The sequence below is a fragment of the Nocardioides sp. FY1077 genome (genome assembly GCF_058681775.1).
The window spans coordinates 928,772-952,832 of sequence record NZ_JBZWDB010000002.1 but is presented as its reverse complement, the minus strand read 5'-3'; the positions used below and the strand labels follow the sequence as shown (position 1 = coordinate 952,832).

Annotated in this window: 18 protein-coding genes; 13 read left to right on the top strand and 5 right to left on the bottom strand. The window is 74.4% G+C overall.

The window, feature by feature from the left end:
• The first annotated feature begins 38 nt into the window (after positions 1-38).
• From AC4OR8_RS09355 to AC4OR8_RS09330, 6 genes are all read left to right on the top strand, one after another.
• Positions 39-1,823, top strand: coding sequence for an acetyl/propionyl/methylcrotonyl-CoA carboxylase subunit alpha (locus AC4OR8_RS09355; RefSeq protein ID WP_492165265.1), 1,785 nt, complete (start codon positions 39-41; stop codon positions 1,821-1,823).
• A gap of 47 nt (positions 1,824-1,870) precedes the next feature.
• Positions 1,871-2,365, top strand: a complete 495-nt coding sequence (locus AC4OR8_RS09350; RefSeq protein ID WP_492165264.1) for a PH domain-containing protein — start codon at positions 1,871-1,873, stop codon at positions 2,363-2,365.
• A complete protein-coding gene (locus tag AC4OR8_RS09345) occupies positions 2,362-3,966 on the top strand; it encodes a PH domain-containing protein (RefSeq protein WP_492165263.1) in 1,605 nt (534 codons plus the stop codon). The genes AC4OR8_RS09350 and AC4OR8_RS09345 overlap by 4 nt, the downstream gene beginning before the upstream one ends.
• A 26-nt stretch (positions 3,967-3,992) precedes the next feature.
• Positions 3,993-7,394 carry a pyruvate carboxylase gene (locus tag AC4OR8_RS09340; RefSeq protein WP_492165262.1) on the top strand — a complete coding sequence of 1,134 codons (3,402 nt, stop codon included), beginning with the start codon at positions 3,993-3,995 and terminating at the stop codon, positions 7,392-7,394.
• 476 nt (positions 7,395-7,870) lie between these two features.
• Positions 7,871-9,196 carry an HNH endonuclease signature motif containing protein gene (locus tag AC4OR8_RS09335; protein WP_492165261.1) on the top strand — a complete coding sequence of 442 codons (1,326 nt, stop codon included), beginning with the start codon at positions 7,871-7,873 and terminating at the stop codon, positions 9,194-9,196.
• Positions 9,197-9,996: 800 nt separating this feature from the next.
• Positions 9,997-11,181: a benzoate/H(+) symporter BenE family transporter gene (locus AC4OR8_RS09330; RefSeq protein WP_492165260.1), complete on the top strand. Its 1,185-nt coding sequence runs from the start codon at positions 9,997-9,999 to the stop codon at positions 11,179-11,181.
• Here the strand turns inward: AC4OR8_RS09330 and AC4OR8_RS09325 are convergent.
• Positions 11,162-12,412, bottom strand: coding sequence for a SpoIID/LytB domain-containing protein (locus AC4OR8_RS09325; protein WP_492165259.1), 1,251 nt, complete (start codon positions 12,410-12,412; stop codon positions 11,162-11,164). The two genes, AC4OR8_RS09330 and AC4OR8_RS09325, sit on opposite strands and share 20 nt — an antisense overlap.
• Positions 12,413-12,547: 135 nt before the next feature.
• Positions 12,548-14,089 carry an LVIVD repeat-containing protein gene (locus AC4OR8_RS09320; protein ID WP_492165258.1) on the bottom strand — a complete coding sequence of 514 codons (1,542 nt, stop codon included), beginning with the start codon at positions 14,087-14,089 and terminating at the stop codon, positions 12,548-12,550.
• 135 nt (positions 14,090-14,224) lie between these two features.
• Here AC4OR8_RS09320 and AC4OR8_RS09315 point away from each other — a divergent pair, with 135 nt between their 5' ends.
• Positions 14,225-14,923, top strand: a complete 699-nt coding sequence (locus AC4OR8_RS09315) for a DUF305 domain-containing protein (RefSeq protein WP_492165257.1) — start codon at positions 14,225-14,227, stop codon at positions 14,921-14,923.
• 36 nt (positions 14,924-14,959) lie between these two features.
• Here the strand turns inward: AC4OR8_RS09315 and AC4OR8_RS09310 are convergent, their stop codons facing one another.
• Both AC4OR8_RS09310 and lpdA read right to left on the bottom strand, forming a co-directional pair.
• Entirely contained in the window at positions 14,960-16,366 is a 1,407-nt protein-coding gene (locus AC4OR8_RS09310; protein ID WP_492165256.1) for an NAD(P)H-quinone dehydrogenase, read from the bottom strand.
• Positions 16,367-16,377: 11 nt separating this feature from the next.
• On the bottom strand, positions 16,378-17,784 hold the full coding sequence (lpdA, locus tag AC4OR8_RS09305) for a dihydrolipoyl dehydrogenase (RefSeq protein ID WP_492165255.1): 1,407 nt from the start codon (positions 17,782-17,784) through the stop codon (positions 16,378-16,380).
• A gap of 70 nt (positions 17,785-17,854) precedes the next feature.
• Between lpdA and AC4OR8_RS09300 the strand changes: the two genes are divergently transcribed.
• The 6 genes from AC4OR8_RS09300 (at position 17,855) to AC4OR8_RS09275 (ending at position 23,374) form a co-directional block, all read left to right on the top strand.
• On the top strand, positions 17,855-18,307 hold the full coding sequence (locus AC4OR8_RS09300) for a gamma-glutamylcyclotransferase family protein (RefSeq protein WP_492165254.1): 453 nt from the start codon (positions 17,855-17,857) through the stop codon (positions 18,305-18,307).
• A gap of 111 nt (positions 18,308-18,418) precedes the next feature.
• Positions 18,419-19,225, top strand: coding sequence for a purine-nucleoside phosphorylase (locus tag AC4OR8_RS09295; RefSeq protein WP_492165253.1), 807 nt, complete (start codon positions 18,419-18,421; stop codon positions 19,223-19,225).
• A gap of 5 nt (positions 19,226-19,230) precedes the next feature.
• On the top strand, positions 19,231-19,929 hold the full coding sequence (locus AC4OR8_RS09290; protein ID WP_492165252.1) for a TetR family transcriptional regulator: 699 nt from the start codon (positions 19,231-19,233) through the stop codon (positions 19,927-19,929).
• A gap of 13 nt (positions 19,930-19,942) precedes the next feature.
• Positions 19,943-20,635 (top strand): biliverdin-producing heme oxygenase, encoded by a 693-nt coding sequence (locus tag AC4OR8_RS09285; RefSeq protein ID WP_492165251.1) that lies wholly within the window; start codon positions 19,943-19,945, stop codon positions 20,633-20,635.
• Positions 20,632-21,636, top strand: coding sequence for an aldo/keto reductase (locus tag AC4OR8_RS09280; protein ID WP_492165250.1), 1,005 nt, complete (start codon positions 20,632-20,634; stop codon positions 21,634-21,636). Before AC4OR8_RS09285 ends, AC4OR8_RS09280 begins: the two co-directional genes overlap by 4 nt.
• A 55-nt stretch (positions 21,637-21,691) precedes the next feature.
• Positions 21,692-23,374 carry a phospho-sugar mutase gene (locus tag AC4OR8_RS09275; protein WP_492165249.1) on the top strand — a complete coding sequence of 561 codons (1,683 nt, stop codon included), beginning with the start codon at positions 21,692-21,694 and terminating at the stop codon, positions 23,372-23,374.
• A 41-nt stretch (positions 23,375-23,415) separates the two neighbouring features.
• Here AC4OR8_RS09275 and AC4OR8_RS09270 read toward each other — a convergent pair whose 3' ends face one another.
• On the bottom strand, positions 23,416-24,039 hold the full coding sequence (locus tag AC4OR8_RS09270) for a hypothetical protein (RefSeq protein ID WP_492165248.1): 624 nt from the start codon (positions 24,037-24,039) through the stop codon (positions 23,416-23,418).
• Positions 24,040-24,061: the final 22 nt, after the last annotated feature.

Below are 24,061 nucleotides of genomic sequence, written 5' to 3'. Positions count from 1 at the left end.
CCCGCCCGCTGATCCGTCCGAGCCACAGGAGTCCCCAGGTGCCGCAGACCACGCCGCTGCAGAAGGTCCTCATCGCCAACCGCGGCGAGATCGCGGTCCGGGTCATCCGGGCCTGCAAGGACGCCGGCATCGGCAGCGTCGCCGTCTACGCCGAGCCCGACCGCGACGCCGTGTTCGTGCGGATGGCCGACGAGGCGCACTCCCTCGACGGCGCCACCCCCGCCGACTCCTACCTCGACATCGCCAAGATCGTCGCGGTGGCGAAGAGGTCGGGCGCCGACTCCGTGCACCCGGGCTACGGCTTCCTCGCCGAGAACGCCGACTTCGCGCAGGCCGTGATCGACGCGGGCCTGGTGTGGATCGGTCCGCCGCCCGCGGCCATCGAGGCCCTCGGCGACAAGGCCAAGGCCAAGCACATCGCCGAGCGCGCCAAGGCGCCGCTCGCCCCCGGCACCAAGGACCCCGTCGCCGACGCCGACGAGGTCGTCGCGTTCGCGGAGGCCAACGGACTGCCCGTCGCGATCAAGGCCGTCTTCGGCGGCGGCGGTCGCGGCCTCAAGGTCGCCACCACCCTCGAGGACATCCCCGACGCCTACGAGTCGGCGGTGCGCGAGGCCGTCTCCGCGTTCGGCCGCGGCGAGTGCCTGGTCGAGAAGTTCCTCGACCAGCCCCGCCACGTCGAGACCCAGTGCCTGGCCGACCAGCACGGCAACGTCGTGGTCGTCTCCACCCGCGACTGCTCGCTGCAGCGCCGCAACCAGAAGCTGGTCGAGGAGGCGCCCGCGCCGTACCTCACCGACGACCAGGTCGCCCGCCTCTACGAGTCGTCGAAGGCCATCCTCAAGGAGGCCGGGTACGTCGGCGCCGGCACCTGTGAGTTCCTCGTCGCCAAGGACGGCACCATCTCCTTCCTCGAGGTCAACACCCGCCTGCAGGTCGAGCACTGCGTCTCCGAGGAGGTCACCGGCATCGACCTGGTGCGCGAGATGTTCCGCATCGCCGCCGGCGAGGAGCTCGGCTACGACGACCCCGAGGTGCGCGGGCACTCCATCGAGTTCCGCATCAACGCCGAGGACGGCGGCCGCGGCTTCATGCCCGCCCCCGGCACCCTCACCGCGTGGGCGCCGCCGAGCGGCCCCGGCGTCCGCGTCGACGGCGGCTACGTGTCGGGCGAGACCATCCCCGGCGCCTTCGACTCCCTCATCGCCAAGCTGGTCGTCACCGGCCGCGACCGCACCCAGGCCCTCGAGCGCTCGCGGCGCGCCCTCGACGAGTTCGTCGTCGACGGCATGCCCACCGTGATCCCGTTCCACCGCGCGGTGGTCTCCGACCCGGCCTTCGTGGGCACCGGCGACGACCGCACCGGCACGTTCAGCGTCTACACCCAGTGGATCGAGACCGACTTCGACAACCAGCTCGAGCCCTACGCCGGCGAGGCCGGCGAGGCCGGTGAGGAGGACGAGCGCCAGCGCGTCGTCGTGGAGGTCGGCGGACGCCGCCTCGAGGTGGTCCTGCCCGGCGGCCTCGGCGCCCTGGCGACCGGCCCGGCCGGCGGCGCGAAGAAGCCCAAGCGCGCCGGCGGCCGCAAGGCGGGCGCGGCGGCCAGCGGCGACGCCGTGACCAGCCCCATGCAGGGCACCGTCGTCAAGGTCACCGTCGCCGAGGGCGACACCGTGGCCGAGGGCGACACCGTGGTGGTCATCGAGGCCATGAAGATGGAGCAGCCACTGAAGGCCCACAAGGCCGGCACCGTCACCGGCCTCGCCGCGACGGTGGGCGCCACCGTCACCAACGGCGAGGTCATCTGCGAGCTGAAGGACTGACGCCGGCGGCGGGCGCCCCCGGGGGTGCGCCCGCCTAGGCTCGGGGCATGTCGCAGCCCGTCCCCGCCCTGCGCGAGCCCGGCCAGCGCGTGAGCCCGCGGGCCCGCACGATGTGGACCGTGGAGACCCTCCTCGAGGGTGCCGTCACCGTCGCCGTGCTGGTCGGGGTGGGCGCCGTGGTCGACGCCGTCGACGTGCGCTGGTGGATGGTCGCGGGCCTCTGCGTGCTGGTGGTGGCGTGGGCGGCCGTCGTGCCGCGGTGCCGCTGGGCGGTGCACCGCTGGGAGGTCACCGACACCGCCGTCTACACCCAGAGCGGCTGGTGGAGCCGCGAGCGGCGGATCGCCCCGATGTCGCGCATCCAGACCGTCGACCACGTGCAGGGGCCCGTCGAGCGGGCGTTCCGGCTGGCCACCGTCACCGTCACCACCGCCTCGGCGGCCGGCGCCCTGCGCATCTCCGGCCTCGACCGGCAGCGCGCGCAGCGCCTCGTCGACGAGCTCACCCTGCGCGCCGACGCCGTCGAGGGCGACGCGACGTGACGGTGCCCGTGGGGCCGGAGCCGGCGGAGCGGGCGGCGCCGGTGGGGCCCGTGGCGCCCGTGGGGCCCGACGACGGCTCGTGGCAGCGCCTCGACCCCCGGATGCTGCTGGTCCACCCGCTGCGCGAGGTGGTGAAGTTCCTGCCCGCGCTGCTGGCCGTGTGGGTGGCCGGCAGCGCCATGGGCTCGACGTGGCAGCTCCTCGGCGTCGTCGTCCCGGTGGTGCTCGGCGTGCTGCGCTACGTCACCACCCGGTTCCGCGTGGCAGCCGGACGGGTGGAGCTGCGCCGCGGCCTCCTCGAGCGCCACGTGCTGTCCACCCCCGTCGACCGGGTGCGCACCGTCGACCTCACCTCCTCGCTGGTGCAGCGGGCGCTCCGGCTGACCACCGTGCGCATCGGCACCGGCACGGCCTCCACCGACGACGACGAGGTGCTCGCCCTCGACGGGCTGCCCGTCGAGCGGGCCCACCGGCTGCGCGACGACCTGCTGCGCGCCGCCCCGCTCCCCGACGGCCCCGACGGCCCCGACGGCCCCGACGGCCCCGCCGGCGCGTACGACGGCCCGGGACCGGCCGCGCCGCGCCCGCCGCTCGTGGCGCTGCGGCCGTCGTGGGCGCGCTACGCCCCGCTCACCAGCTCGGGGCTGGTGCTGGCCCTCGCGGTGGTCGGGGGCGGCGCGCAGCTGCTCGACGTGGCCGGCGGCGTCGAGCGCCTCGACCTGGACGGCGTGGCCCGCCGGGTGTCGTCGCTGTCGCTGCTGGCCGCCGTCCCGCTGCTGGCGGCGCTCGGACTGCTGCTGGTCGCGGCGCTCGCGGTGGTGGCCTACCTGGTGGCCAACTGGGACTTCACGCTGCGTCACGCCGGCAGCAGCTGGCACCTGCGCCGCGGCCTGCTCACCACCCGTGAGACCAGCCTCGACGAGGCCCGGGTGAGCGGGGTGTCGCTGGCCCGGCCGGTGGGCCTGCGGCTGGCGGGCGGCGCCCGGCTGTCGGCCGTCGTCACCGGCCTGCGCGGCGACGACGCGCAGAGCAGCGCGCTGCTGGTGCCCCCGGCGCCGTACGACGTGGTGGTGCGCGCCGCCGTCGGGGTGGTCGGGTCCGTCGCCCCGGTGACCGGGCCGCTGGTGCCGCACGGGCCGGCCGCCGTCCGCCGGGTGCGGGCCCGCGCCGTCGTGCCGGCGGCCGTGGTGGCGGTGCTGCTCGGGGCGGCGGTGGCCGCCGACGTGCGGGGGGCGTCGTCGTGGCTGCTCGCCGTGGCCGCGGGCGTGCTGGTGGCCGGGGTGGCGCTGGGTGGTGACCGGGCGCGCGCGCTGGGCCACGCCTACGTCGACGGGCACCTGGTGGCCCGCCAGGGCAGCCTGCTGCAGCGACGCGACGTGCTGCGGGGCTCGGCCGTGATCGGCTGGACGTTCCGCGCCACGTGGTTCCAGCGGCGTGCCGGGCTGTGCTCGCTGCTGGCCACCACCGCCGGCGGGCGGCAGGTCGTGGTCGTGCCCGACGTCCCGGTCGGTGTCGCGGAGGCCCTGGCGGCCACCGCGGTGCCCGGCCTGGTGGAGCAGTTCCGCGGCCCGACCCGCCTGGTGGACGAGCCGATGACCTAGGCCCGCGACGTCGATACCCTCCGGGCATGTTCAACAAGGTGCTGGTGGCCAACCGGGGCGAGATCGCGATCCGGGCGTTCCGGGCGTCGTTCGAGCTGGGCGCGGAGACCGTGGCGGTCTTCCCCTACGAGGACCGCGGGTCGGAGCACCGGCTCAAGGCCGACGAGGCCTACGAGATCGGCGAGCGCGGCCACCCCGTGCGCACCTACCTCGACCCCGACGCGATCGTCGCCGCGGCCGTGCAGGCGGGCGCCGACGCCGTCTACCCCGGCTACGGCTTCCTCTCGGAGAACCCCGCGCTCGCCGAGGCCTGCACCAACGCCGGCATCACGTTCGTCGGCCCCACCGCCGACGTCCTCGAGCTCACCGGCAACAAGGCCCGCGCGATCGCCGCGGCGAAGGCCGCCGGCGTGCCGACGCTGGCCGGCGTGGAGCCCTCCACCGACGTCGACGCGCTGGTGGAGTCGGCCTCCGACCTGCCGTACCCGCTCTTCGTGAAGGCCGTGGCCGGTGGCGGCGGGCGCGGCATGCGCCGCGTCGACGACCCCGCCCGGCTGCGCGAGGCCGTCGAGACGTGCATGCGCGAGGGCGAGGCGGCGTTCGGCGACCCGACGGTGTTCATCGAGCAGGCCGTGGTCGAGCCGCGCCACATCGAGGTGCAGATCCTGGCCGACGCCGAGGGTGGGGTCATCCACCTGTTCGAGCGCGACTGCTCGGTGCAGCGACGCCACCAGAAGGTCGTGGAGATCGCGCCGGCGCCCAACCTGCCCGCCGAGCTGCGGGAGCGGATGTGCGCCGACGCCGTGCGGTTCGCCCGCGAGATCGGCTACCGCAACGCCGGCACCGTGGAGTTCCTGCTCGACCCCGAGGGCCGCTACGTCTTCATCGAGATGAACCCCCGCATCCAGGTGGAGCACACCGTCACCGAGGAGGTCACCGACGTCGACCTCGTGCAGGCCCAGCTGCGCATCGCCTCCGGTGAGACCCTCGCCGACCTCGGGCTGTCGCAGGAGACCGTGCAGCTGCGCGGTGCGGCCCTGCAGTGCCGCATCACCACCGAGGACCCCGCCAACGACTTCCGCCCCGACACCGGCACCATCACGACCTACCGCTCCCCCGGCGGCGCCGGCGTGCGCGTCGACGGCGGCACGACGTACTCAGGTGCCGAGGTCAGCGCCCACTTCGACTCGATGCTGGCCAAGCTCACCTGCCGCGGGCGCGACTTCCCCAGCGCGGTGGCCCGGGCACGGCGTGCGGTCACCGAGTTCCGCATCCGCGGGGTCTCCACCAACATCCCGTTCCTCCAGGCGCTGCTCGACGACCCCGACTTCGCCGCCGGGCGGGTGACCACGTCGTTCATCGAGACCCACCCCCAGCTGCTCACCGCGCGCGCCTCGGGCGACCGCGGCACCAAGCTGCTCTCCTACCTCGCCGACGTGACCGTCAACAAGCCCCACGGCGAGGCGCCGGTGAGCCTCCACCCCTCCGCCAAGCTGCCCGCGACCGACCTCACCGTGCCGGCCCCCGACGGCAGCCGCCAGGAGCTGCTGCGCCTGGGTCCCGACGGATTCGCCCGCGCCCTGCGCGAGCGGGAGGGCGTGGCGGTCACCGACACCACGTTCCGCGACGCCCACCAGTCGTTGCTGGCCACCCGGGTGCGCACCACCGACCTGCTCGCCGTCGCCGGGCACGTCGCCCGCACCACCCCGCAGCTCTGGTCGCTGGAGGCCTGGGGCGGCGCGACGTACGACGTGGCGCTGCGGTTCCTCTCCGAGGACCCGTGGGAGCGGCTGGCGCAGCTGCGCCAGGCCGTGCCGAACATCTGCCTGCAGATGCTGCTGCGCGGGCGCAACACGGTCGGCTACACGCCGTACCCGACGGAGGTGACCGACGCGTTCGTGGCGGAGGCCGCGGCCGCCGGCATCGACGTGTTCCGCATCTTCGACGCGCTCAACGACGTGGAGCAGATGCGCCCGGCGATCGCCGCCGTGCGCGCCACCGGCACCGCCGTGGCGGAGGTGGCGCTGTGCTACACCGGCGACCTCTCCGACCCCGACGAGGACCTCTACACCCTCGACTACTACCTCGACCTCGCCGCGCAGATCGTCGACGCCGGTGCGCACGTGCTGGCGATCAAGGACATGGCCGGCCTGCTGCGGGCCCCCGCCGCGCGCACGCTGGTCACCGCGCTGCGCGAGCGCTTCGACCTGCCGGTGCACCTGCACACCCACGACACCCCCGGCGGCCAGCTGGCCACCCTGCTGGCCGCGATCGACGCGGGGGTCGACGCCGTCGACGCCGCGACCGCCTCGATGGCCGGCACCACCTCGCAGCCGCCGCTGTCGGCGCTCGTGGCCGGCACCAACCACTCCGCGCGGGAGACCGGCCTCGACCTCGCCGCCGTCAACGCCCTGGAGCCCTACTGGGAGGCCGTGCGCCGGGTCTACGCGCCGTTCGAGTCGGGGCTGCCGGCGCCGACCGGGCGGGTCTACCGCCACGAGATCCCCGGCGGCCAGCTCTCCAACCTGCGCCAGCAGGCCATCGCGCTGGGCCTCGGGGAGAAGTTCGAGCAGGTGGAGGACATGTACGCCGCCGCCAACGACATCCTCGGGCGGGTCGTGAAGGTGACGCCGTCCTCGAAGGTCGTGGGCGACCTCGCACTCCACCTCGTCGCCGCGGGCGCCGACCCCGCCGAGTTCGCCGCCGACCCGGCGTCCTTCGACATCCCCGGCTCGGTCATCGGCTTCCTGCACGGCGAGCTCGGCGACCCGCCCGGAGGCTGGCCCGAGCCGTTCCGCACCAAGGCGCTCGAGGGCCGCTCCTACGAGCCCCCGGCCGCCGAGCTGACCCCCGAGCAGGCCGCGGGCCTCGGCGCCGACGTCGGCCCCGCCACCCGCCGCGCCACCCTCAACGAGCTGCTCTTCCCCGGGCCCACCAAGGAGTTCCGCGAGTCGCGAGCCAGGTACGGCGACGTCTCGGTGCTCTCGACCCTCGACTACCTCTACGGCCTGCGCCACGGCGAGGAGCACTCCGTCGAGCTCGCCGAGGGCAAGACGCTGCTGCTGGGGGTGCGCGCCATCGGCGAGCCCGACGAGCGGGGTGTGCGCACCGTGATGTGCACGATCAACGGCCAGATGCGCCCGCTGCCGGTGCGCGACCGCTCGGTGGCCTCCGAGGTCGCCGCCGTCGAGAAGGCCGACACCTCCGTGCCGGGCCAGGTCGCGGCGCCGTTCCAGGGCGTGGTGACCGTGACCGTCGCCGCCGGAGACTCCGTCGCGGCCGGTGACACCGTGGCCACGATCGAGGCGATGAAGATGGAGGCCTCCATCACCACCCCCGTCGCCGGCACCGTGGACCGCGTCGCCGTCTCCGGCACCCAGGCCGTCGAGGGAGGCGACCTCGTCGTCGTCGTCTCCCCGCCCGCCTAGCGTCCGGTCCGTCGACGGCCAGGGGGCGCGCGCACGCGCGTCCCCTCGTCGGTCGACCAGGGCGCGCCAGCGCTCGTGTCGAGACCCGGCACACCAGTGGTCGAGCAGGGCGCCCCAGCGCGTCCCCTCGTCGGTCGAGCAGGGCGCGCCAGCGCCAGCGCCTCGCTGGTCGAGTGCCGAGGAGCGCCAGCGCCTCGTTGGTCGAGTGCCGAGGAGCGCCAGCGCCTCGTTGGTCGAGTGCCGAGGAGCGCCGGCCCCTCGTTGGTCGAGCACCGAGGAGCGCCAGCGCCTCGTTGGTCGAGTGCCGAGGAGCGCCGGCCCCTCGTTGGTCGAGCACCGAGGAGCGCCAGCGCCAGCGCCTCGTTGGTCGAGTGCCGAGGAGCGCCAGCGACGAGGTGTATCGAGACCCCGCAACCCGGCCATCGAGCCGGTGGAGAACCCCTGTAATCGAACGTGTGTTCGAGTAGAATGAGGTCATGACCTCGACCGCCCTCCGCCCCCGCCGTCAGGGGCCCGCAGCAGGCTCGCTGCTGGAGCGCGCGAGGTCCTACCGGCAGGCCGCGGACGCCGCCGAGGTCGGGCTGTTGACCACGGCGGTGGAGTGGGCCGCCGAGAACGAGCTGGAGCCCGACGACCGAGACCTCGCCGCGGCCGTTCCCGGGACCGACCAGCAGCTCGCGGTCGCAGGTGACGGTGCGCCACTGGTCTCGGAGTTCGCGGTCATCGAGCTCGCCGCCGCTCTCGGGATGAGCAGCGACGCCGGCATGCGGTACGTCGGCCACGCCCTCGAGATCGCCCACCGTCTGCCCCGCCTGTGGTCCCGCGTCACCGCCGGCGATGTGCAGGTGTGGCGTGCCCGCCGGGTGGCGGAGCAGACCCTGGTGCTGAGCCCGGACGCTGCGGCGTTCGTGGACCGCCACGTCGCCCCGGTGGCCTCGAAGATCGGCTACCGCGCGCTCGACCGGTTGGTCGACGAGGCGATCCTTCGTCACGACCCGGCACAGGCGCGGGTGCGAGCGGCGAAGGCGGCCGACGACCGCTGCTTCGACGTGGACACCTCCCAGGTGTCGGTGTTCGGCACGATGCACGTGCAGGGCGACCTCGACCTGGCCGACGCGCTCGACCTGGACGCCGCAGTCGCGCACTGCGCCGCGCAGCTGGCCGACCTGGGCTGCACCGAGTCCCTCAACGCCCGCCGCGCAATGGCCGTGGGTGAGATCGCCCGTGCCCAGACCGCACTCGACCTGACCCGCGACGACACCGAGGCCGAGCCCACGCTCCGCAGACGGCGCCCGGCGCGCCAGGTGGTGCTGCACGTCCATCTCAGCGACGCTGCCCTCACCAACGCCACGTCGGACCTACACCTCGCCCGGGTCGAGAGGACCCGCTCGTTCGTCACCGCTGACCAGGTCAAGACCTGGTGCGCCACCAGCAGCACCCAGGTCACCGTCCGGCCGGTCCTCGACCTCGCCGAGCTGCTGCACACCGACTCGTACGAGGTCCCCGACCGGATGCGCGAGCAAGTGGTCCAGCGCGACGGCACCTGCCGCTTCCCGCACTGCGCCCGCCCGGCGAGGTCGGCCGATGTCGACCACACCCGCCCGTACCGAGCCCTCGCCGACGGCGGCCCGCCGGGCCAGACCTCCACCGACAATCTCGCCTGCTTGTGCAGGCGCCACCACCGGGCCAAGACCCACGACGGCTGGACCTACACCCGCACCGCCGCCGCGGCGTACGAATGGACCAGTCCCCACGGTCACCGGTACGCCGTCAACCAGAGCGGTACCACCCACCTCACCTGACCGCGCCCTCGTCGGTCGTCGGTCGTCGGTCGTCGGTCGTCGCGTACGACGCGCAGCGCCCGGCCCCCGTTCGTCGGTTGAGCAGGGCGCGCTAGCGCCCGTGTCGAAACCCCCGCCGCCCGCGCTGGGACCTGCCCTGGGCGGGTCCCAGCGGACGGTCGGGTGGTCTCGATACACCTCGTCGCTGGCGCTCCTCGGCACTCGACCACCGAGAGCGCGCCCGTTCGAGCCCGATCCCCTCGTTGGTTGAGCAGGGCGGGCTAGCGCCCGTGTCGAAACCCCCGCAACCCGCGCTGGGTACCCGCCGTGGGCGGGTCCGGCGGACAGTTGCGTGGTCTCGATACACCTCGTCGCTGGCGCTCCTCGGCACTCGACCAACGAGAGCGCGCCCGTCGAGCCCGATCCCGTTCGTTGGTTGAGCAGGGCGCTAGCGCCCGTGTCGAAACCCCCGCAGCCAGCGCAGGAACCTGCCCCGGGCCAGTCCCAGCGGACGGTCGGGTGGTCTCGATACACCTCGTCGCTGGCGCTCCTCGGCACTCGACCACCGAAAGGGCCCCCGTTCGTTGGTCGGCAGGGCGCGCTAGCGCCCGTGTCGAAACCCCCGCAGCCGGCGCCGGGACCTGCGCTCCCCGGACCCAGCAGGCGACGACGAGGTCTCGGCACCCCTCGTCGCCGGGGCTCCGTGGAGCCCGAGCAGCGACGGTGCGTCTCGGCGCCGTCACCACGAACCGGCGGACCGGGGGCGGTGGCCTAGGGTGCTGCGGCACGCAACCCTGACCGGGCCACGCCCAGGAGGCACGGTGGACCAGCAGGAGCACCACGGCAGCCCCGTGCTGGCCGGGGTCGTGGTGGCGCTGGTGGGCTTCAGCAGCTCGTTCGCGGTGGTGCTGGCCGGTCTGGTCGCCGTCGGCGCGACGCCCGACCAGGCGGCGTCGGGGCTGGCCACGCTCTGCGTCACCCAGGCCCTCGGCATGCTCTGGCTCAGCCTGCGCCACCGCACCCCGGTGACCCTGGCCTGGTCGACGCCGGGCGCGGCGCTGCTGGCCTCCACCGGTGGCGCGGTGGGCGGGTGGCCGGCCGCGGTGGGGGCGTTCGTCGTCACCGGGCTGCTGGTGGTGCTCACCGCGGCCTGGCCCCGCCTCGGCGACCTCGTCGCGGCGGTGCCGCCCGCGCTGGCCCGCGCGATGCTCGCCGGGGTGCTGCTGCCGCTGTGCGTCGTACCGGTCACCGCACTGGTCGACGACCCCGCCGCGGTGCTCCCGGTCGCGCTGACCTGGCTGGTGCTCGTGCGCCTCGCCCGCCGCTGGGCCGCGCCCGCGGCGCTGCTGGTGGCGCTGGTCGTCGTGGTGGTCGAGGTGTCCGGGGGTGGCGGCCTCACCGGCTCCGACCTGCTGCCCACCCTAGACCTCACCGCGCCCCGGTGGAGCGTGGCGGCCCTCGTCGGCATCGCCCTGCCGCTGTACGTCGTCACCATGGCCTCGCAGAACGTGCCCGGCGCGGCGGTGCTCGCCAGCCAGGGGTACGCCGTGCCGTGGCGCGAGTCGCTCGCCGTCACCGGTATCGCCACCGTGGTCGGGGCCCCCGCGGGCGCCCACGCGGTCAACCTGGCCGCCATCACCGCGGCGCTGGCCGCCGGGCCCGAGGCGGGCGCCGACCGGTCGCGACGCTGGCTCGCCGCGGTGAGCGCCGCCGGGGTCTACCTGGTGCTGGCCGTGGCCAGCGCCGGGCTCGTCGCGCTGGTCAGCGTCGCCGGGTCCGACGTCGTGCCGGCCGCCGCGGGCCTGGCCCTGCTCGGCACGCTGGCCGCGGCCACCCACGGCGCGCTGGCCGACGAGCAGGAGCGCGAGGGCGCCGTCGTGACGTTCGTGGTCGCCGCCAGCGGCGTCACCGTGCTCGGCGTCGGTGCGGCGTTCTGGGCACTGCTGGCCGGACTGGCCGTGCGCACCGTGCTGCGCACCGGCCGCGTCACGACACCCGGAACGTGAGCCAGGTCGACCGCAGCCCCAGCACCGAGCGGAACGTGTCGCCCGAGACCGTGACCGAGCCCCGGCTGCCGCTCAGCACCAGGCTCACCAGCCGTCCGCCCCACTCGCCGTTGCCGTCGCGCGAGACCACCCGCACCCGGCGCAGGTCACCGACCGCCGGCCAACGGTTCTCCACGGTCTCGTCGGCCACCTCGACCCGCCAGTCGTGCACGGGGTTGCCGGCCCAGTCGTCGTACGGGTCGGCCTGGGCCACCAGGTAGGGCACCGAGCCGGCCGACGTCCAGCCACCGCTGCTGGAGCTGAACTGGGTGAACGCCGCGCCACCGTCGGCGCGCAGCACCTGCGTCGCCGTGGCGACGATCGCCCGGTCGGAGGCGGGGTGCTCGGAGCCGACGCCGCCGTAGACCTGCGACGACGTCGTGTCGTAGACGTCGAAGTGCGCGCCGCGGGGGTGGGCACGCTCGTAGGCGGCGTAGGTGCGTGCGGCCACCGACTGCGCCTGCACGGCCGCGGGCGTCCAGGTGGCCGGCACCTCGCGCGGCACCACGCCGCGCAGGTACGACTCGAGGCGTACGTCGTTGACCGTGTCGCGGGCCGGGGAGCCCGCACGCACGGTGGCCGCTCGCAGCCAGCCGCGGTAGCGCGCGTCGCCCGACGGCGTGACCAGGGTGACCGGGTCTCCCCCGGCGTGCAGCACGCCGTCGCCGCTCAGGTCGCGCCAGCGGTGCCAGGCACCGGTGCGGAACGCGACCCGGGTCGTGCCGCCCACCTCGGCCACCCGCCACAGGGTGGCGCCGTTGTCGGGCAGCGTCACCTCCTCACCGTTCGCGGTGTCGCGCACGACGAGGCCGTCCCGGGCCCGCACCACCAGGTCGTCGGTCGTGTCGGCGCCCACCAGCACGTCGATGCGCCCGCGGGCCGCGCCCCAGCGGGTGCCCGGGTAGTAGAAGTCCAGGATCTCGCGGTGGGTCAGCCCCTGACGGGCCGCGCCCTCCGCGCCGTACTGCGACATGCCGTGCCCGTGGCCGTACCCGTGGCCCACCAGGGTCAGCACCGCGTTCGACGGCACCGACCAGGAGTCGTCCGCGGCCCCGGCCCGCGCTGCACCGGCGGCCGGTGCGGCGGCCGCGGCGGTGCCGGGGCCGAGGGTGGGGGCCAGCACCAGGGTGAGCAGGACGGTCAGCACGAGGGTGGACAGCGCGGCGGCCGGGGCCGGGCGGGAGGCAGGCATGTCCCGATCGCACCACAGGTCACAGCAGCCCCGTGGGGCTCTGCGTGAACTACGACGGCGTAGTTCGCCCGGCCCCCGGAGACGGCGAACGCGCCCGGTCCGAGCGGACCGGGCGCGTTCGTGGAGGCGTGCTGATCAGCCGTTGTACGAGGGCTGCGACTGGGCGTTGAACGCACCCATCCGCACCTTCTTCGCCCCGTTCACGCGCCGGTCGTCGATGGAGAAGACCTCGAAGCCGCGGGTGATGTCGCTGGAGTAGATGTGGCCGTTGTACCAGTACGTCGACCAGGCGCCGCCGAGCACCAGCTCGGTGTCGGAGATGGCGCCGCGGTCGAAGTGGGCGATCTCCACCGGGTTGCGGGAGTCGGTGAAGTCGAAGACGGAGAACCCGCCCTGGTACCACGCCTGCACCATGATGTCGCGCCCCTTCACCGGGATCAGCGAGCCGTTGTGGGCCACGCAGTTCTCGGTGAGCGACTGGGTGCGCGGGATCTTGAAGTAGCTGCGGAACTGCAGCTTGCCGCGCACGATGTCGTAGATGCCGTCGGCGCCGCGCTTGGGCCCGGTGCCGGGGTTGCACGTCGGCGCACCGCCACCGCCGAGCTCGTCGGTGAAGACGACCTTCGAGCCGGCGTTGTTGAAGGTGGCGCTGTGCCAGAAGGCGAAGTTGCGCTCGTCGCGCACCCGCTGGGTCACCTTCGGCGCCGTGCGCTTGCTGATGTCCATCAGGATGCCGTCACCCATGCAGGCACCCGCCGCGATGTTCTTCGACGGGTAGGCGGTGATGTCGTGGCAGCCGCTGGTGGCGCTGTTGCCGCCGGGGACGCCGCTGCCGGGGTTGCCGCCGCCCGGGAACAGCTTGGGCGTGGCCACGACCGCGGCGTCGGCCGGCGCGCGCATCGGCACCTTGACGATGCTGATCCGGTCGTGCGGCGGCTGGCAGTCGGGGAACGAGGTGTTCGGTCCGTACGACGAGACATAGGCGAACAGCTGCTCACCCGAGCGCGAAGGCGCGAGCGTGTGGGTGTGCGAGCCGCAGTCGGTCTCGACCGCGGCGACGTACTCCGGGTTCGCCGGGTCGGAGATGTCGAAGACCCGCAGGCCCTCCCACGACGACTTCTCGCTCGCCGACTGCGCCACGCTGGCGCAGGAGTCGTCGGAGCGGCTGGAGTCGACGGAGAACACGAGGACGTCGCGGTAGACCGAGACATCGCCCTGCCCGCCGGGGCACGACACCTGCGCGACGCGCTCCGGCGCGGTCGGGGTCGAGATGTCGTAGACGGCGAAGCCGTTGTAGTTGCCGTCGTAGGCGTACTTGCCCTTGAAGGCCATGTCGCTGCCCACCCCGCCGTTCTCGGGGGTGAAGGTGTCGACGAGGGGCAGCCGGGCGATCTGCCTGACGTTGCTGCTCTTGTCGACCTCGCCCTGGTCGGCGTTGGCCTGGAGGTCCTCCAGGCCGGCGAGGTCCTGGCCGGGCAGCGCGCAGGCCGCCGAGAAGTTGTCGCCGGCGGCCCGGAGCGCGGCGCGCTCCTCGGCGGAGCAGGCGGCGGGGTCGTCGACGAGCTCGGCGGAGGCCGAGCCCTGGACGGCGGTGAGGCTGGCGCCCAGCAGGGCGACGCCGAACCCGACAGCGCCGAGGCGCCGGCGGCGGGAGGAGCGGGTGGGGGGTGGGGTCACGACGAGCCCTTCGTCCGAGATGGTCCGAGATGTAGTGGTGCGGTGTGGCTGCCCTCGGGAGGTGCGGGTCACCGGGGGTTCGGACGATCTTCGCCTGCATGGCCCCCGAGCGCCACCCTGTGGTGTGCTTCGGTCATGACTCGGGCACATCTTCTCGACCGCACGCCACGTCGCGGTACGGCGGCGGCCGCCGCGCTGGGCGTCGTGCTGGCGGCGGCGGCCGTCGGCTGCTCCGCCGACGACGCACCCTCCGCGGGGCCGGCCGGCGCCGCCTCGTCCGCCGCCTCGTCCGCGCCGACCGCGTCGACGACGGCGCTGCCGCCCGGCGTGGACGCCGACGACGCGCGCTTCCTGCAGGACATGCTCCCCCACCACGCGCAGGCCCTGGCGATGGTCGAGCTGGCCCGCACCCGGGCCGAGGACCGCGGCGTGGTGGCCGCGGCGGAGCGGATCTCCGCCGGTCAGGGCCCGGAGATCCTCGAGATGGCGGCCTGGCTGGAGCAGCACGACGTGGCGGTGCCGACGGTGGCCGACGCCGAGGCGATGACCGAGGACCACGCCGGCCACGGCGACATGGACGGCATGGACGGCATGGACGCGATGCCCGGCATGCTCACGCAGGCCGAGCTCGACGAGCTGGCCGCGGCCGACGGTGCCGACTTCGACCGGCTCTTCCTCGAGGGCATGGTGCGCCACCACGAGGGCGCGGTGACGATGGCCTCGGCGGCGCTGCAGGACGGCGAGGACCAGCGGGTGCAGGAGATCGCCACGGAGATCTCCGCCGGCCAGAGCGCGGAGATCGACCGGCTCGAGCAGCTGCTCGCCGCCCTCTGACCGCCGCCCTCCGACTCGCCGCGGGCCGGTCTCGACTCAGACGCGGTGCAGGCGGCGGGCGGCCTCGGCGACGGAGCCGCTCATCGACGGGTAGACGGTGAAGGCCTGCGCCAGCTGGTCGGCGGTGATCGACTCCGCCACGGCCAGCGACACGGGGTGGATCAGCTCGCTGGCCCGCGGACCGACGACCACCCCGCCGACCACGATGCCGGTGCCGGGGCGGCAGAACAGCTTCACGAAGCCGTCGCGCACCCCCTGCATCTTGGCCCGGGCGTTGCCGGAGAGCGGCAGCATCACCACGTCGGCCTGGATCTCACCGGCGTCGACGGCCTGCTGCGACCAGCCGACCGTGGCGATCTCGGGGGCGGTGAACACGTTGGAGGCGACCTTGCGCAGGTCGAGCGGCGCCACGGCGTCGCCCAGGAAGTGGTACATCGCGATCCGGCCCTGCATGGCCGCGACCGAGGCCAGCATCAGCACGCCGGTGCAGTCGCCGGCGGCGTAGACGCCGCGCGCGGAGGTGCGCGAGACGCGGTCGACGTCCACGAAGCCGCCGTCACCGAGCCGTACGCCGGCCTCCTCGAGGCCGAGGTCGGCGGTGTTCGGCACCGAGCCGAGCGCCAGGATGCAGTGGGAGCCCTGCACGCTGCGGCCGTCGGTGAGGGTGACGGTGACGACGTCGCCGTCGCGGGTGACCGACTCCATCCGCGACTTCGAGAGCACCTTCATGCCCCGGCGGGTGGAGACCTCCTCGAGCACGGCGGAGGCGTCGGCGTCCTCGCCGGGCAGCACGCGGTCGCGCGACGAGACCAGGGTGACCGAGATGCCGAGGGCGAGGTAGGCGCTGGCGAACTCCGCGCCGGTGACGCCGGAGCCCACCACGATCAGCTCGGTCGGCACCTCGGTGAGGTCGTAGACCTGCTCCCAGGTGAGGATGCGCTCGCCGTCGGGCTGGGCGCTGGGCAGCACCCGCGGCGACGCACCGGTCGCGATCAGCACGGCACCGGCCTCGAGCACCTGCTCGCCACCGTCGGCGGTGGTGACCACGACGCGGTCGGGCCCGTCGAGGCGTCCGCGGCCCTGCACCATCGTGACGTTCTCGCGGGCCAGGCGGCTGGCGATGTCCTCCGACTGCTCGGCGGCCAGGGCCTTGACCCGGCGGTTGACCCGGCCCAGGTCGACGCTGAGCGCCGTCGCGGCGTCGCCCTCGACGTCGTGGAAGTTCAGCCCGAGCTCGGCGGCGCCGCCGAGCTCGGTCATCAGCTCGGAGGTGGCGATCAGCGTCTTGCTCGGCACGCAGTCGGTGATGACCGCGGAGCCGCCGACGCCGTCGGTGTCGACGACGGTGACGTCGGCGCCGAGCTGGGTGGCGACCAGCGCCGACTCGTACCCGCCGGGGCCTCCCCCGATGATGACGACCTTGTCAGTGGACCTGTCCGGCATGGCTGCTCGTCTCAGAAGTTGATCATGTGGCCGGCGATGCCGTGCACGGCTTCCTTGACGGCCTCCCCCAGCGTGGGGTGGGCGAAGACGTTGCGGGAGAGCTCGTCGGCGGTGAGGTCCCACTGCTGGGCCATCGTGAGCACCGGCAGCAGCTCGGTGACGTCGGGGCCGATCATGTGGGCGCCGATGATCTCGTTGTGCTCGGCGTCGGCGACGACCTTGACGAAGCCGACGGCCTCGCCGAGGCCCTGCGCCTTGCCGTTGGCGGAGAACGGGAACGTCGAGGTCTTCACGTCGTAGCCGCGGTCCTTGGCCTGCTGCTCGGAGTACCCGAACGACGCCACCTGCGGCTGGCAGTAGGTGGCACGCGGGATCATGTCGAAGTCGATCTCCATGGTCTCGGCGCCGGCGATGGTCTCGGCGGCCACGATGCCCATGGCCTCCGCGGCGTGGGCGAGCATCATCTTCCCGGTCACGTCGCCGATGGCGTAGACGTGCTCGACGTTGGTGCGCCCGCGGCCGTCGATCGCGATCGCGCCGCGCTCGGTGACCTCGACGCCGGCGGCCTCCAGGCCGTAGCCCTCGACGCGGGGCGCGAAGCCGATGGCCTGCATGACCTTGTCGGCCTTCAGGACCTCCTGCTTGCCGTCCTTCGACACCGTCACCGACACCTGGTCGCCGGAGTCGTCGATCGACTCCACCTTGGTCGAGAGGCGCACGTCGACGCCGAGCTTCTTGTAGTGCTTGAGCAGCTCCTTCGACACGTCGGCGTCCTCGGTGGGCACCATCCGGTCGAGGAACTCCACGATCGTGACGTCGACGCCGAAGTTCTTCAGCACGTAGGCGAACTCGACGCCGATGGCGCCCGAGCCGGCGATGATGATCGAGCCGGGCAGCTCATCGGTGAGGATCTGCTCCTCGTAGGTGACCACGCGGTCGCTGAGCGAGGTGCCCGGGATGAGCCGGGTCTTGGCGCCGGTGGCGACGATCAGGTCGGTGCAGGTGTAGGAGGTGACCTCCCCGTCCTTGCCCTTCACGTCGAGGCCCTGACCACCGTCGACGGCGCCGGTCATCGTGCCCCAGCCGTCGATCTCGGTGATCTTGTTCTTCTTCATCAGGAAGTGGACGCCCTTGACGATGCCGCCCGAGACCTGGCGGCTGCGCTTGTGGGTGGGCCCGTAGGCCATCGTGGCGTCGCCCTCGATGCCGAACTTGGCCTTCTCGTGCGTCAGCACGTGCGCCAGCTCGGCGTTCTTCAGCAGCGCCTTCGAGGGGATGCAGCCCACGTTGAGGCACACCCCGCCCCAGTACTTCTCCTCCACCACGGCGACGCTCTTGCCGAGCTGGGCGGCGCGGATGGCGGCGACGTAGCCACCGGGGCCGGCGCCGAGGACGAGGACATCGAAGTGCGTGCTCACGGCCTCCACTCTAGGTGTGCGGCGCAGGTCACCCCAAGGCGGGCGGGCCCGGGCCACTACCCTCGGGGGCGTGACGCTCTACGCCGCCTACGGGACGAACCTCGACCCCGCCCGGATGGGCGCGCGCTGCCCCCACTCGCCCCTGCGCACGACGGGGTGGCTGCAGGGCTGGCGGCTCACGTTCGGCGGCGAGGAGCTCGGGTGGGACGGTGCGCTCCCCACGCTGGTGCAGGACCCGTTCGAGCAGGTCTTCGTCGCGGTCTACGACGTCACCAAGGAGGACGAGGGCACCCTCGACGAGCTCGAGCAGGCCCACTCCGGGCTCTACCGCAAGACGCGGGTGCGGGTGTCCACGCTCACCGGTGAGCTGGTGACCTGGGCCTACGTGCTCGACGCCTACGAGGGCGGCCTGCCCTCCGCGTCGTACGTCGGCATGCTCGCCGACGCCGCGGAGGCCGCCGACGCCCCCGACGACTACGTGCACGCCCTGCGCCGGCGTCCGTGCCGCTCCTCCGGGCTCTGAGTCGGGCTCTGAGTCGGGCTCGGGGCCGGGCTCCGACCCGGCCCCGACGCCACCCACCCGGCCTCGACCCGGACCCCGGGGTTGACGATCGGCGTCGCCCGGAGCACTAGGGTGACCGGCGTGACCGACGACCCGTACGCCCTGGCCACCGAGGCCGCCGAGACGCTGGCCGAGCTCACGGGGGTCGCGCGCCACGACGTCGCGCTGGTCCTCGGCTCGGGCTGGCTCCCGGCCGTCGACGCCCTCGGGGAGGCCACCGCCGAGATCGCCACCACCGACCTGCCCGGCTTCAGCGCCGCGGCGGTCGCGGGCCACTCCGGGAAGATCCGGTCGGTGCGCTCCGGCGAGCGCAACCTGCTGGTATTCCTCAGCCGCACCCACTACTACGAGGGCCGCGGCGTCGACGCCGTCGTCCACCCGGTGCGCACGGCGGCGGCCGCCGGCTGCTCCACGATCGTGCTCACCAACGGCTGCGGCGGCCTCAAGGAGACCTGGTCGCCGGGCCAGCCGGTGCTGATCAGCGACCACATCAACCTCACCGGCCGCTCCCCCGTCGTGGGGGCCACCTTCGTCGACCTCACCGACCTGTACTCCCCGCGGCTGCGCGCGCTGTGCCGCGAGATCGACCCCACCCTCGACGAGGGCGTCTACGTGCAGTTCCCCGGGCCGCACTACGAGACCCCCGCCGAGATCGGCATGGTGCGCGCCATCGGCGGCCACCTGGTCGGCATGAGCACCACCCTGGAGGCCATCGCCGCCCGCGAGGCCGGCATGGAGGTGCTGGGCATCAGCCTGGTCACCAACCTCGCGGCCGGCATGAGCGGCGCCCCGCTCGACCACGCGGAGGTGCTGGAGACCGGCCGCGCCGCCGCGAGCCGCATGGGCGACCTGCTCGGCACGATCGTCCCCCGGATCTAGGGCCCGTGGGCGACCGCACGCAGGACCACGACCCGGCCGGCCCCGACGCCGCCGAGGCGCTCGATCCCGCCGGCGAGACCGGCGAGACGCGCGTCAAGCTGGTCGCGGCCGCCACCCGCGCCTTCGCCGACCACGGCGTGCAGAACGCCTCCCTGCTCGACATCACCCGCCAGGCGGGCCAGCGCAACCGCGGCGCCGTGCACTACCACTTCGGCTCCCGCGAGGGCCTGCTCAGCGCCGTGCTCGAGCAGTACGCCGACTCCCTCGCCCTGCGCCAGCACGAGCTGCTCGCGCTGGCCCGCCAGCGGCCCGCCGACGACCTGTCCGCGGTGCTGGAGGCGATCGTGCGGCCCAGCGTCGAGCTGGCCGAGAGCGGCTGGCGCGGGCGGTGCTACCTGATGATCGTGGCGGAGCTGATCACCGACGACCAGGTCGACGCGGTGCCCGAGGTCAAGGAGGTGCTCGGCCGCACCGGCGGCCGCGCCATCTTCGACCTCGTCGAGGAGCGGATGACCGCGCTGCCCGACCCCGTGCGCGACGAGCGGCTGCACCTGATGGCCGGCTTCGTGCTGCGGGCGGTCGGCGACCGCGCCCGCGCGCTCGGCGGCGACAGCCCGCGCCGCGAGCGGCTCGACACCGAGGACTTCGTCACCAACCTGGTGGCGATGGCGGCCGCGATGCTGCGCTGCCACGTCCCCGGCTGAGCCGGGCCGACCCGTGACCGCCACGCCACCCGAGCAGGCCGAGCAGGCCGAGCAGGCCGTACCGCTCTCGCGGCGGATGCGCGAGGGCTCGCGCACCGCCCACCAGTCGGCGGAGGGCTCCACCTTCATGGCCGGGCTGCTCGACGGCCGGGTCGCGCCGGAGGGCTACACCGCCTACCTCCTGCGGCTGCGCCGCGTGTACGCCGCGCTGGAGGCGGCGACCCGCGCGCAGGCCGACGACCCCGCAGTGGGCGCCGTGCACGACCCGGCCCTGGAGCGCCTCGGCGCGCTCGACGCCGACCTCGCGCACTGGGCGCCCGGGACCGGCCACGAGGTCGACTCCGCAGCCGCCGCGGCGTACGAGCAGCGGGTGGGCGCCGCCCGGGGCGGGGTGCTGGTGGCCCACCACTACACCCGCTACCTCGGCGACCTCTCCGGCGGGCAGGCCGTGGGTCGCCTGCTCGACCGCACCTTCGACCTGCGCGGTCGCGGCACGGCGTTCTACGACTTCCCGACCATCTCCCCCCGGCCCTACAAGGTCGCCTACCGGGCCCGGCTCGACGCCCTCGACCTCACCGCGTCGCAGGCCGCGGCCGTGGTCGAGGAGGTGCGGGTCGCCTTCGCCCTCAACGAGGCCCTCCTGGTCGAGCTGGGCGGCCACGTCGGGGCCGCACCTTTGGAGGAGCGCGCTTCGCTGGAGCCATGAGCCTCCAGACCCGCACGCTCGGCACCACCTCGCCCCTCACCGTCTCCGCCCTCGGCCTCGGCTGCATGGGGATGTCGGAGTTCTACGGCACCGGCGACGACCAGACCGGCATCGACACCATCCACCGCGCCCTCGACCTCGGCGCCACGTTCCTCGACACCGCCGACATGTACGGCCCCTTCACCAACGAGGAGCTCGTCGGCCGCGCCGTCGCCGGGCGCCGCGACGAGGTGCAGCTGGCCACGAAGTTCGGCAACGAGCGCGACGCCGACGGCACCCGGCTGCGCATCAACGGCACACCGGAGTACGTCCGGTCGGCCTGCGACGCCTCGCTGCGCCGCCTCGGCGTCGACCACGTCGACCTCTACTACCAGCACCGCGTCGACAAGACCGTGCCGATCGAGGAGACCGTCGGCGCGATGGCCGAGCTCGTCGAGGCCGGCAAGGTGCGCCACCTCGGGCTGTCCGAGGCCTCGGCCGAGACGATCCGCCGCGCCCACGCCACCCACCCGATCACCGCGCTGCAGACCGAGTACTCCCTGTTCACCCGCGACCTCGAGGACGAGATCCTGCCGGTGGTCCGCGAGCTCGGCATCGGCCTGGTGCCGTACTCCCCGCTGGGGCGCGGCATCCTCACCGGCGCGATCACCTCCGAGACCCAGCTCGAGGAGGGCGACTCGCGCCGCTCGGCGTACTTCCCGCGCCTCAACGGTGAGGGCCTGCGCGCCAACCTGCGCCTGGTCGAGGCCGTCACCGCGATCGCCGACACCAAGGGCTGCACCCCCGGCCAGCTCGCGCTCGCCTGGGTGCTGGCCCAGGGCGGCCCCGACCTCGGCGTGGTGCCGATCCCCGGCACCAAGCGGGTGCGCTACCTCGAGGAGAACGTCGGCGCCGCCGACGTCGAGCTCACCGCCGACGACCTCGCCGCGCTCGAGCGGGCCGTGCCGCGCGGCGCCGTCGTGGGCGAGCGCTACGGCGACATGAGCAGCATCGACGCCTGAGCGGGCACGCCTGGGGGGTGCAGGGGCGGGCGGGGCACGCACTAGCGTCTCCCCCATGACCCGCCCGGACGCCTCGACCCTGCTCCAGCACGCGCGCGCCTGGATCGCCGACGACCCCGACGAGGCCACCCGCGCCGAGCTGGAGCAGGTCGTGGCCGCCGTGGAGGCCGGCGACGAGGCGGCCACCGCCGACCTCGCCGACCGCTTCGACGGCACCCTCGAGTTCGGCACCGCCGGGCTGCGGGGGGCCCTCGGCGCCGGGCCCAACCGGATGAACCGCGCGGTGGTCACCCGCGCCGCGGCGGGGCTGGCGGCGTACCTGCGCGACAGCGGCGCCCGCGGCGGTGTGGTGATCGGCTACGACGCCCGCCACGGCAGCGCCGCCTTCGCCCGCGACACCGCCGAGGTGGTCACCGGTGCGGGCTTCGAGGCGCACGTGCTGCCCGGGCCGCTGCCCACCCCCGTGCTGGCCTACGCGATCCGCGAGCTGGGCTGCGCGGCCGGGGTGATGGTGACCGCCAGCCACAACCCGCCCGAGGACAACGGCTACAAGGTCTACCTGGGCGACGGCAGCCAGATCGTGCCGCCCGCGGACGCCGAGATCGCGGCCCGCATCGCCGCGGTGGGCGCCGTGGCCGACGTGCCGCGCGGGCGGCCGGCGCGGGTGCTGGGGGAGGCGGTCGTCGACCGCTACCTCGACGACACCGCGTCGCTGGTCGCCGACGGGCCCCGCGACCTCGACATCGTCTACACCCCGCTGCACGGCGTCGGTGCCACCTCGGTGATCGCCGTCCTGGAGACCGCCGGCTTCGCCGCCCCCCGTGTGGTGGAGCAGCAGGAGCAGCCCGACCCGCTCTTCCCGACCGTGGCCTTCCCCAACCCCGAGGAGCCCGGCGCGATGGACCTGGCCATGGCGCTGGCCGAGCGCACCGGCGCCGACCTGGTGGTGGCCAACGACCCCGACGCCGACCGGTGCGCCGCGGCCGTGCCGACCCCGCAGGGCTGGCGGATGCTGCGCGGCGACGAGGTCGGCGCGCTGCTGGCCGCCCACCTGCTGCGCCGCGGGCGCACCGGCACCTTCGCCACCTCGATCGTGTCGTCCAGCCTGCTCGGCACCCTCGCGGCGGCCGCGGGCCAGCCGTACGTCGAGACCCTCACCGGGTTCAAGTGGATCGGGCGGGTCGAGGGGCTCGCCTTCGGCTACGAGGAGGCGCTGGGCTACTGCTGCGACCCCGAGCACGTGCGCGACAAGGACGGCGTCTCCGCGCTGCTGCTGCTGTGCGAGATGGCCGCGGAGGCCAAGGCCGAGGGCCGTGGCCTGGTCGACCTGCTCGACGACCTCGCCCGCGCCCACGGCCTGCACGCCACCGACCAGCTCAGCGTGCGGGTCAGCGACCTCGGCGAGATCACCCGCGCCATGGCCACGCTGCGGGCCGTGCCGCCGACGTCGCTCGGCGGCCTGGCCGTGACGCAGGTCGACGACCTCGCGCAGCCGGAGCCCGGCGGCCTGCCGCCCACCGAGGGGCTGCGCTACCGCCTCGCCGGTGGCGCCCGGGTGGTCGTGCGTCCCAGCGGCACCGAGCCGAAGCTGAAGTGCTACCTCGAGGTGGTCGTGCCGGTCGAGCAGCCCGCCGACCCCGCTGCCGACCCGGCGGACGCCGTGGGCGCGGCCCGCATCTCGGCCGCAGGACGCCTCGACGCCGTGCGGGCCGACCTGCAGGCCGCGGCCGGCATCTGACGGCACCTGAGCGGGCCCCGGGCGACACGTGGGCGGCGCGCTCAGAGCAGCAGCGTCACCACGAGCGCGACCACCAGCACCACCACGACGGTGACCCACGGCCAGCTCGTCGTCCGCTCGACCGCTCCGGCGAGGGCGGCCTGCTCCGGGGAGCGCTCGGCGATGCCGTGGCGCCGGCGGGCCTCGTCGGCGAGGTGGCGCAGCCGCTGCTCGACGAAGTCGGCGTGGTCGACGCCCTTGCCGGCGGGGGCCGCGGCCTCGGCCAGCCAGCCCTGGGGCCGTCCGCGCCGGGCGGCGCGCGCCTCGTTGATCAGCTGGCGCGAGCTGCGCGCGATCGTCGGCGACACGAAGCGCCGCTCCCCCACGAACACCGCCAGCACGTGACGCACCACGAGCGAGGTGACGGCGGCCAGCGGCACCCGGTCGGTGCGCACGAGGTGGCGCAGCACCAGCGTGTCGCCCTCCACCCACACCGCCGGGCGCAGCATGACCAGCCACACCACGACGTCGAGGAGCACCATCGCGACCACCAGCGCCGGCGACAGCCCCCCGGTCACCGCGGCCAGCACCAGCACGGCCGGCCCGACGGCCAGGCCGAGGAAGCCGGTCAACCGCCCGTTGCTGGCGGGGAAGTGCTGGACGTCGGCGGGGTCGGGGTCGGCCACGGGGCGGGCTCCTCGGGGTGCG

Coding starts and splice junctions, on each gene's coding strand:
- AC4OR8_RS09310 (WP_492165256.1), bottom strand. CDS start 16,366: ATGCCGGACAGGTCCACTGACAAGGTCGTCATCATCGGGGGAGGCCCC.
- AC4OR8_RS09275 (WP_492165249.1), top strand. CDS start 21,692: ATGACCCGCCCGGACGCCTCGACCCTGCTCCAGCACGCGCGCGCCTGG.
- AC4OR8_RS09340 (WP_492165262.1), top strand. CDS start 3,993: ATGTTCAACAAGGTGCTGGTGGCCAACCGGGGCGAGATCGCGATCCGG.
- AC4OR8_RS09280 (WP_492165250.1), top strand. CDS start 20,632: ATGAGCCTCCAGACCCGCACGCTCGGCACCACCTCGCCCCTCACCGTC.
- AC4OR8_RS09325 (WP_492165259.1), bottom strand. CDS start 12,412: ATGCCTGCCTCCCGCCCGGCCCCGGCCGCCGCGCTGTCCACCCTCGTG.
- AC4OR8_RS09350 (WP_492165264.1), top strand. CDS start 1,871: ATGTCGCAGCCCGTCCCCGCCCTGCGCGAGCCCGGCCAGCGCGTGAGC.
- AC4OR8_RS09335 (WP_492165261.1), top strand. CDS start 7,871: ATGACCTCGACCGCCCTCCGCCCCCGCCGTCAGGGGCCCGCAGCAGGC.
- AC4OR8_RS09315 (WP_492165257.1), top strand. CDS start 14,225: ATGACTCGGGCACATCTTCTCGACCGCACGCCACGTCGCGGTACGGCG.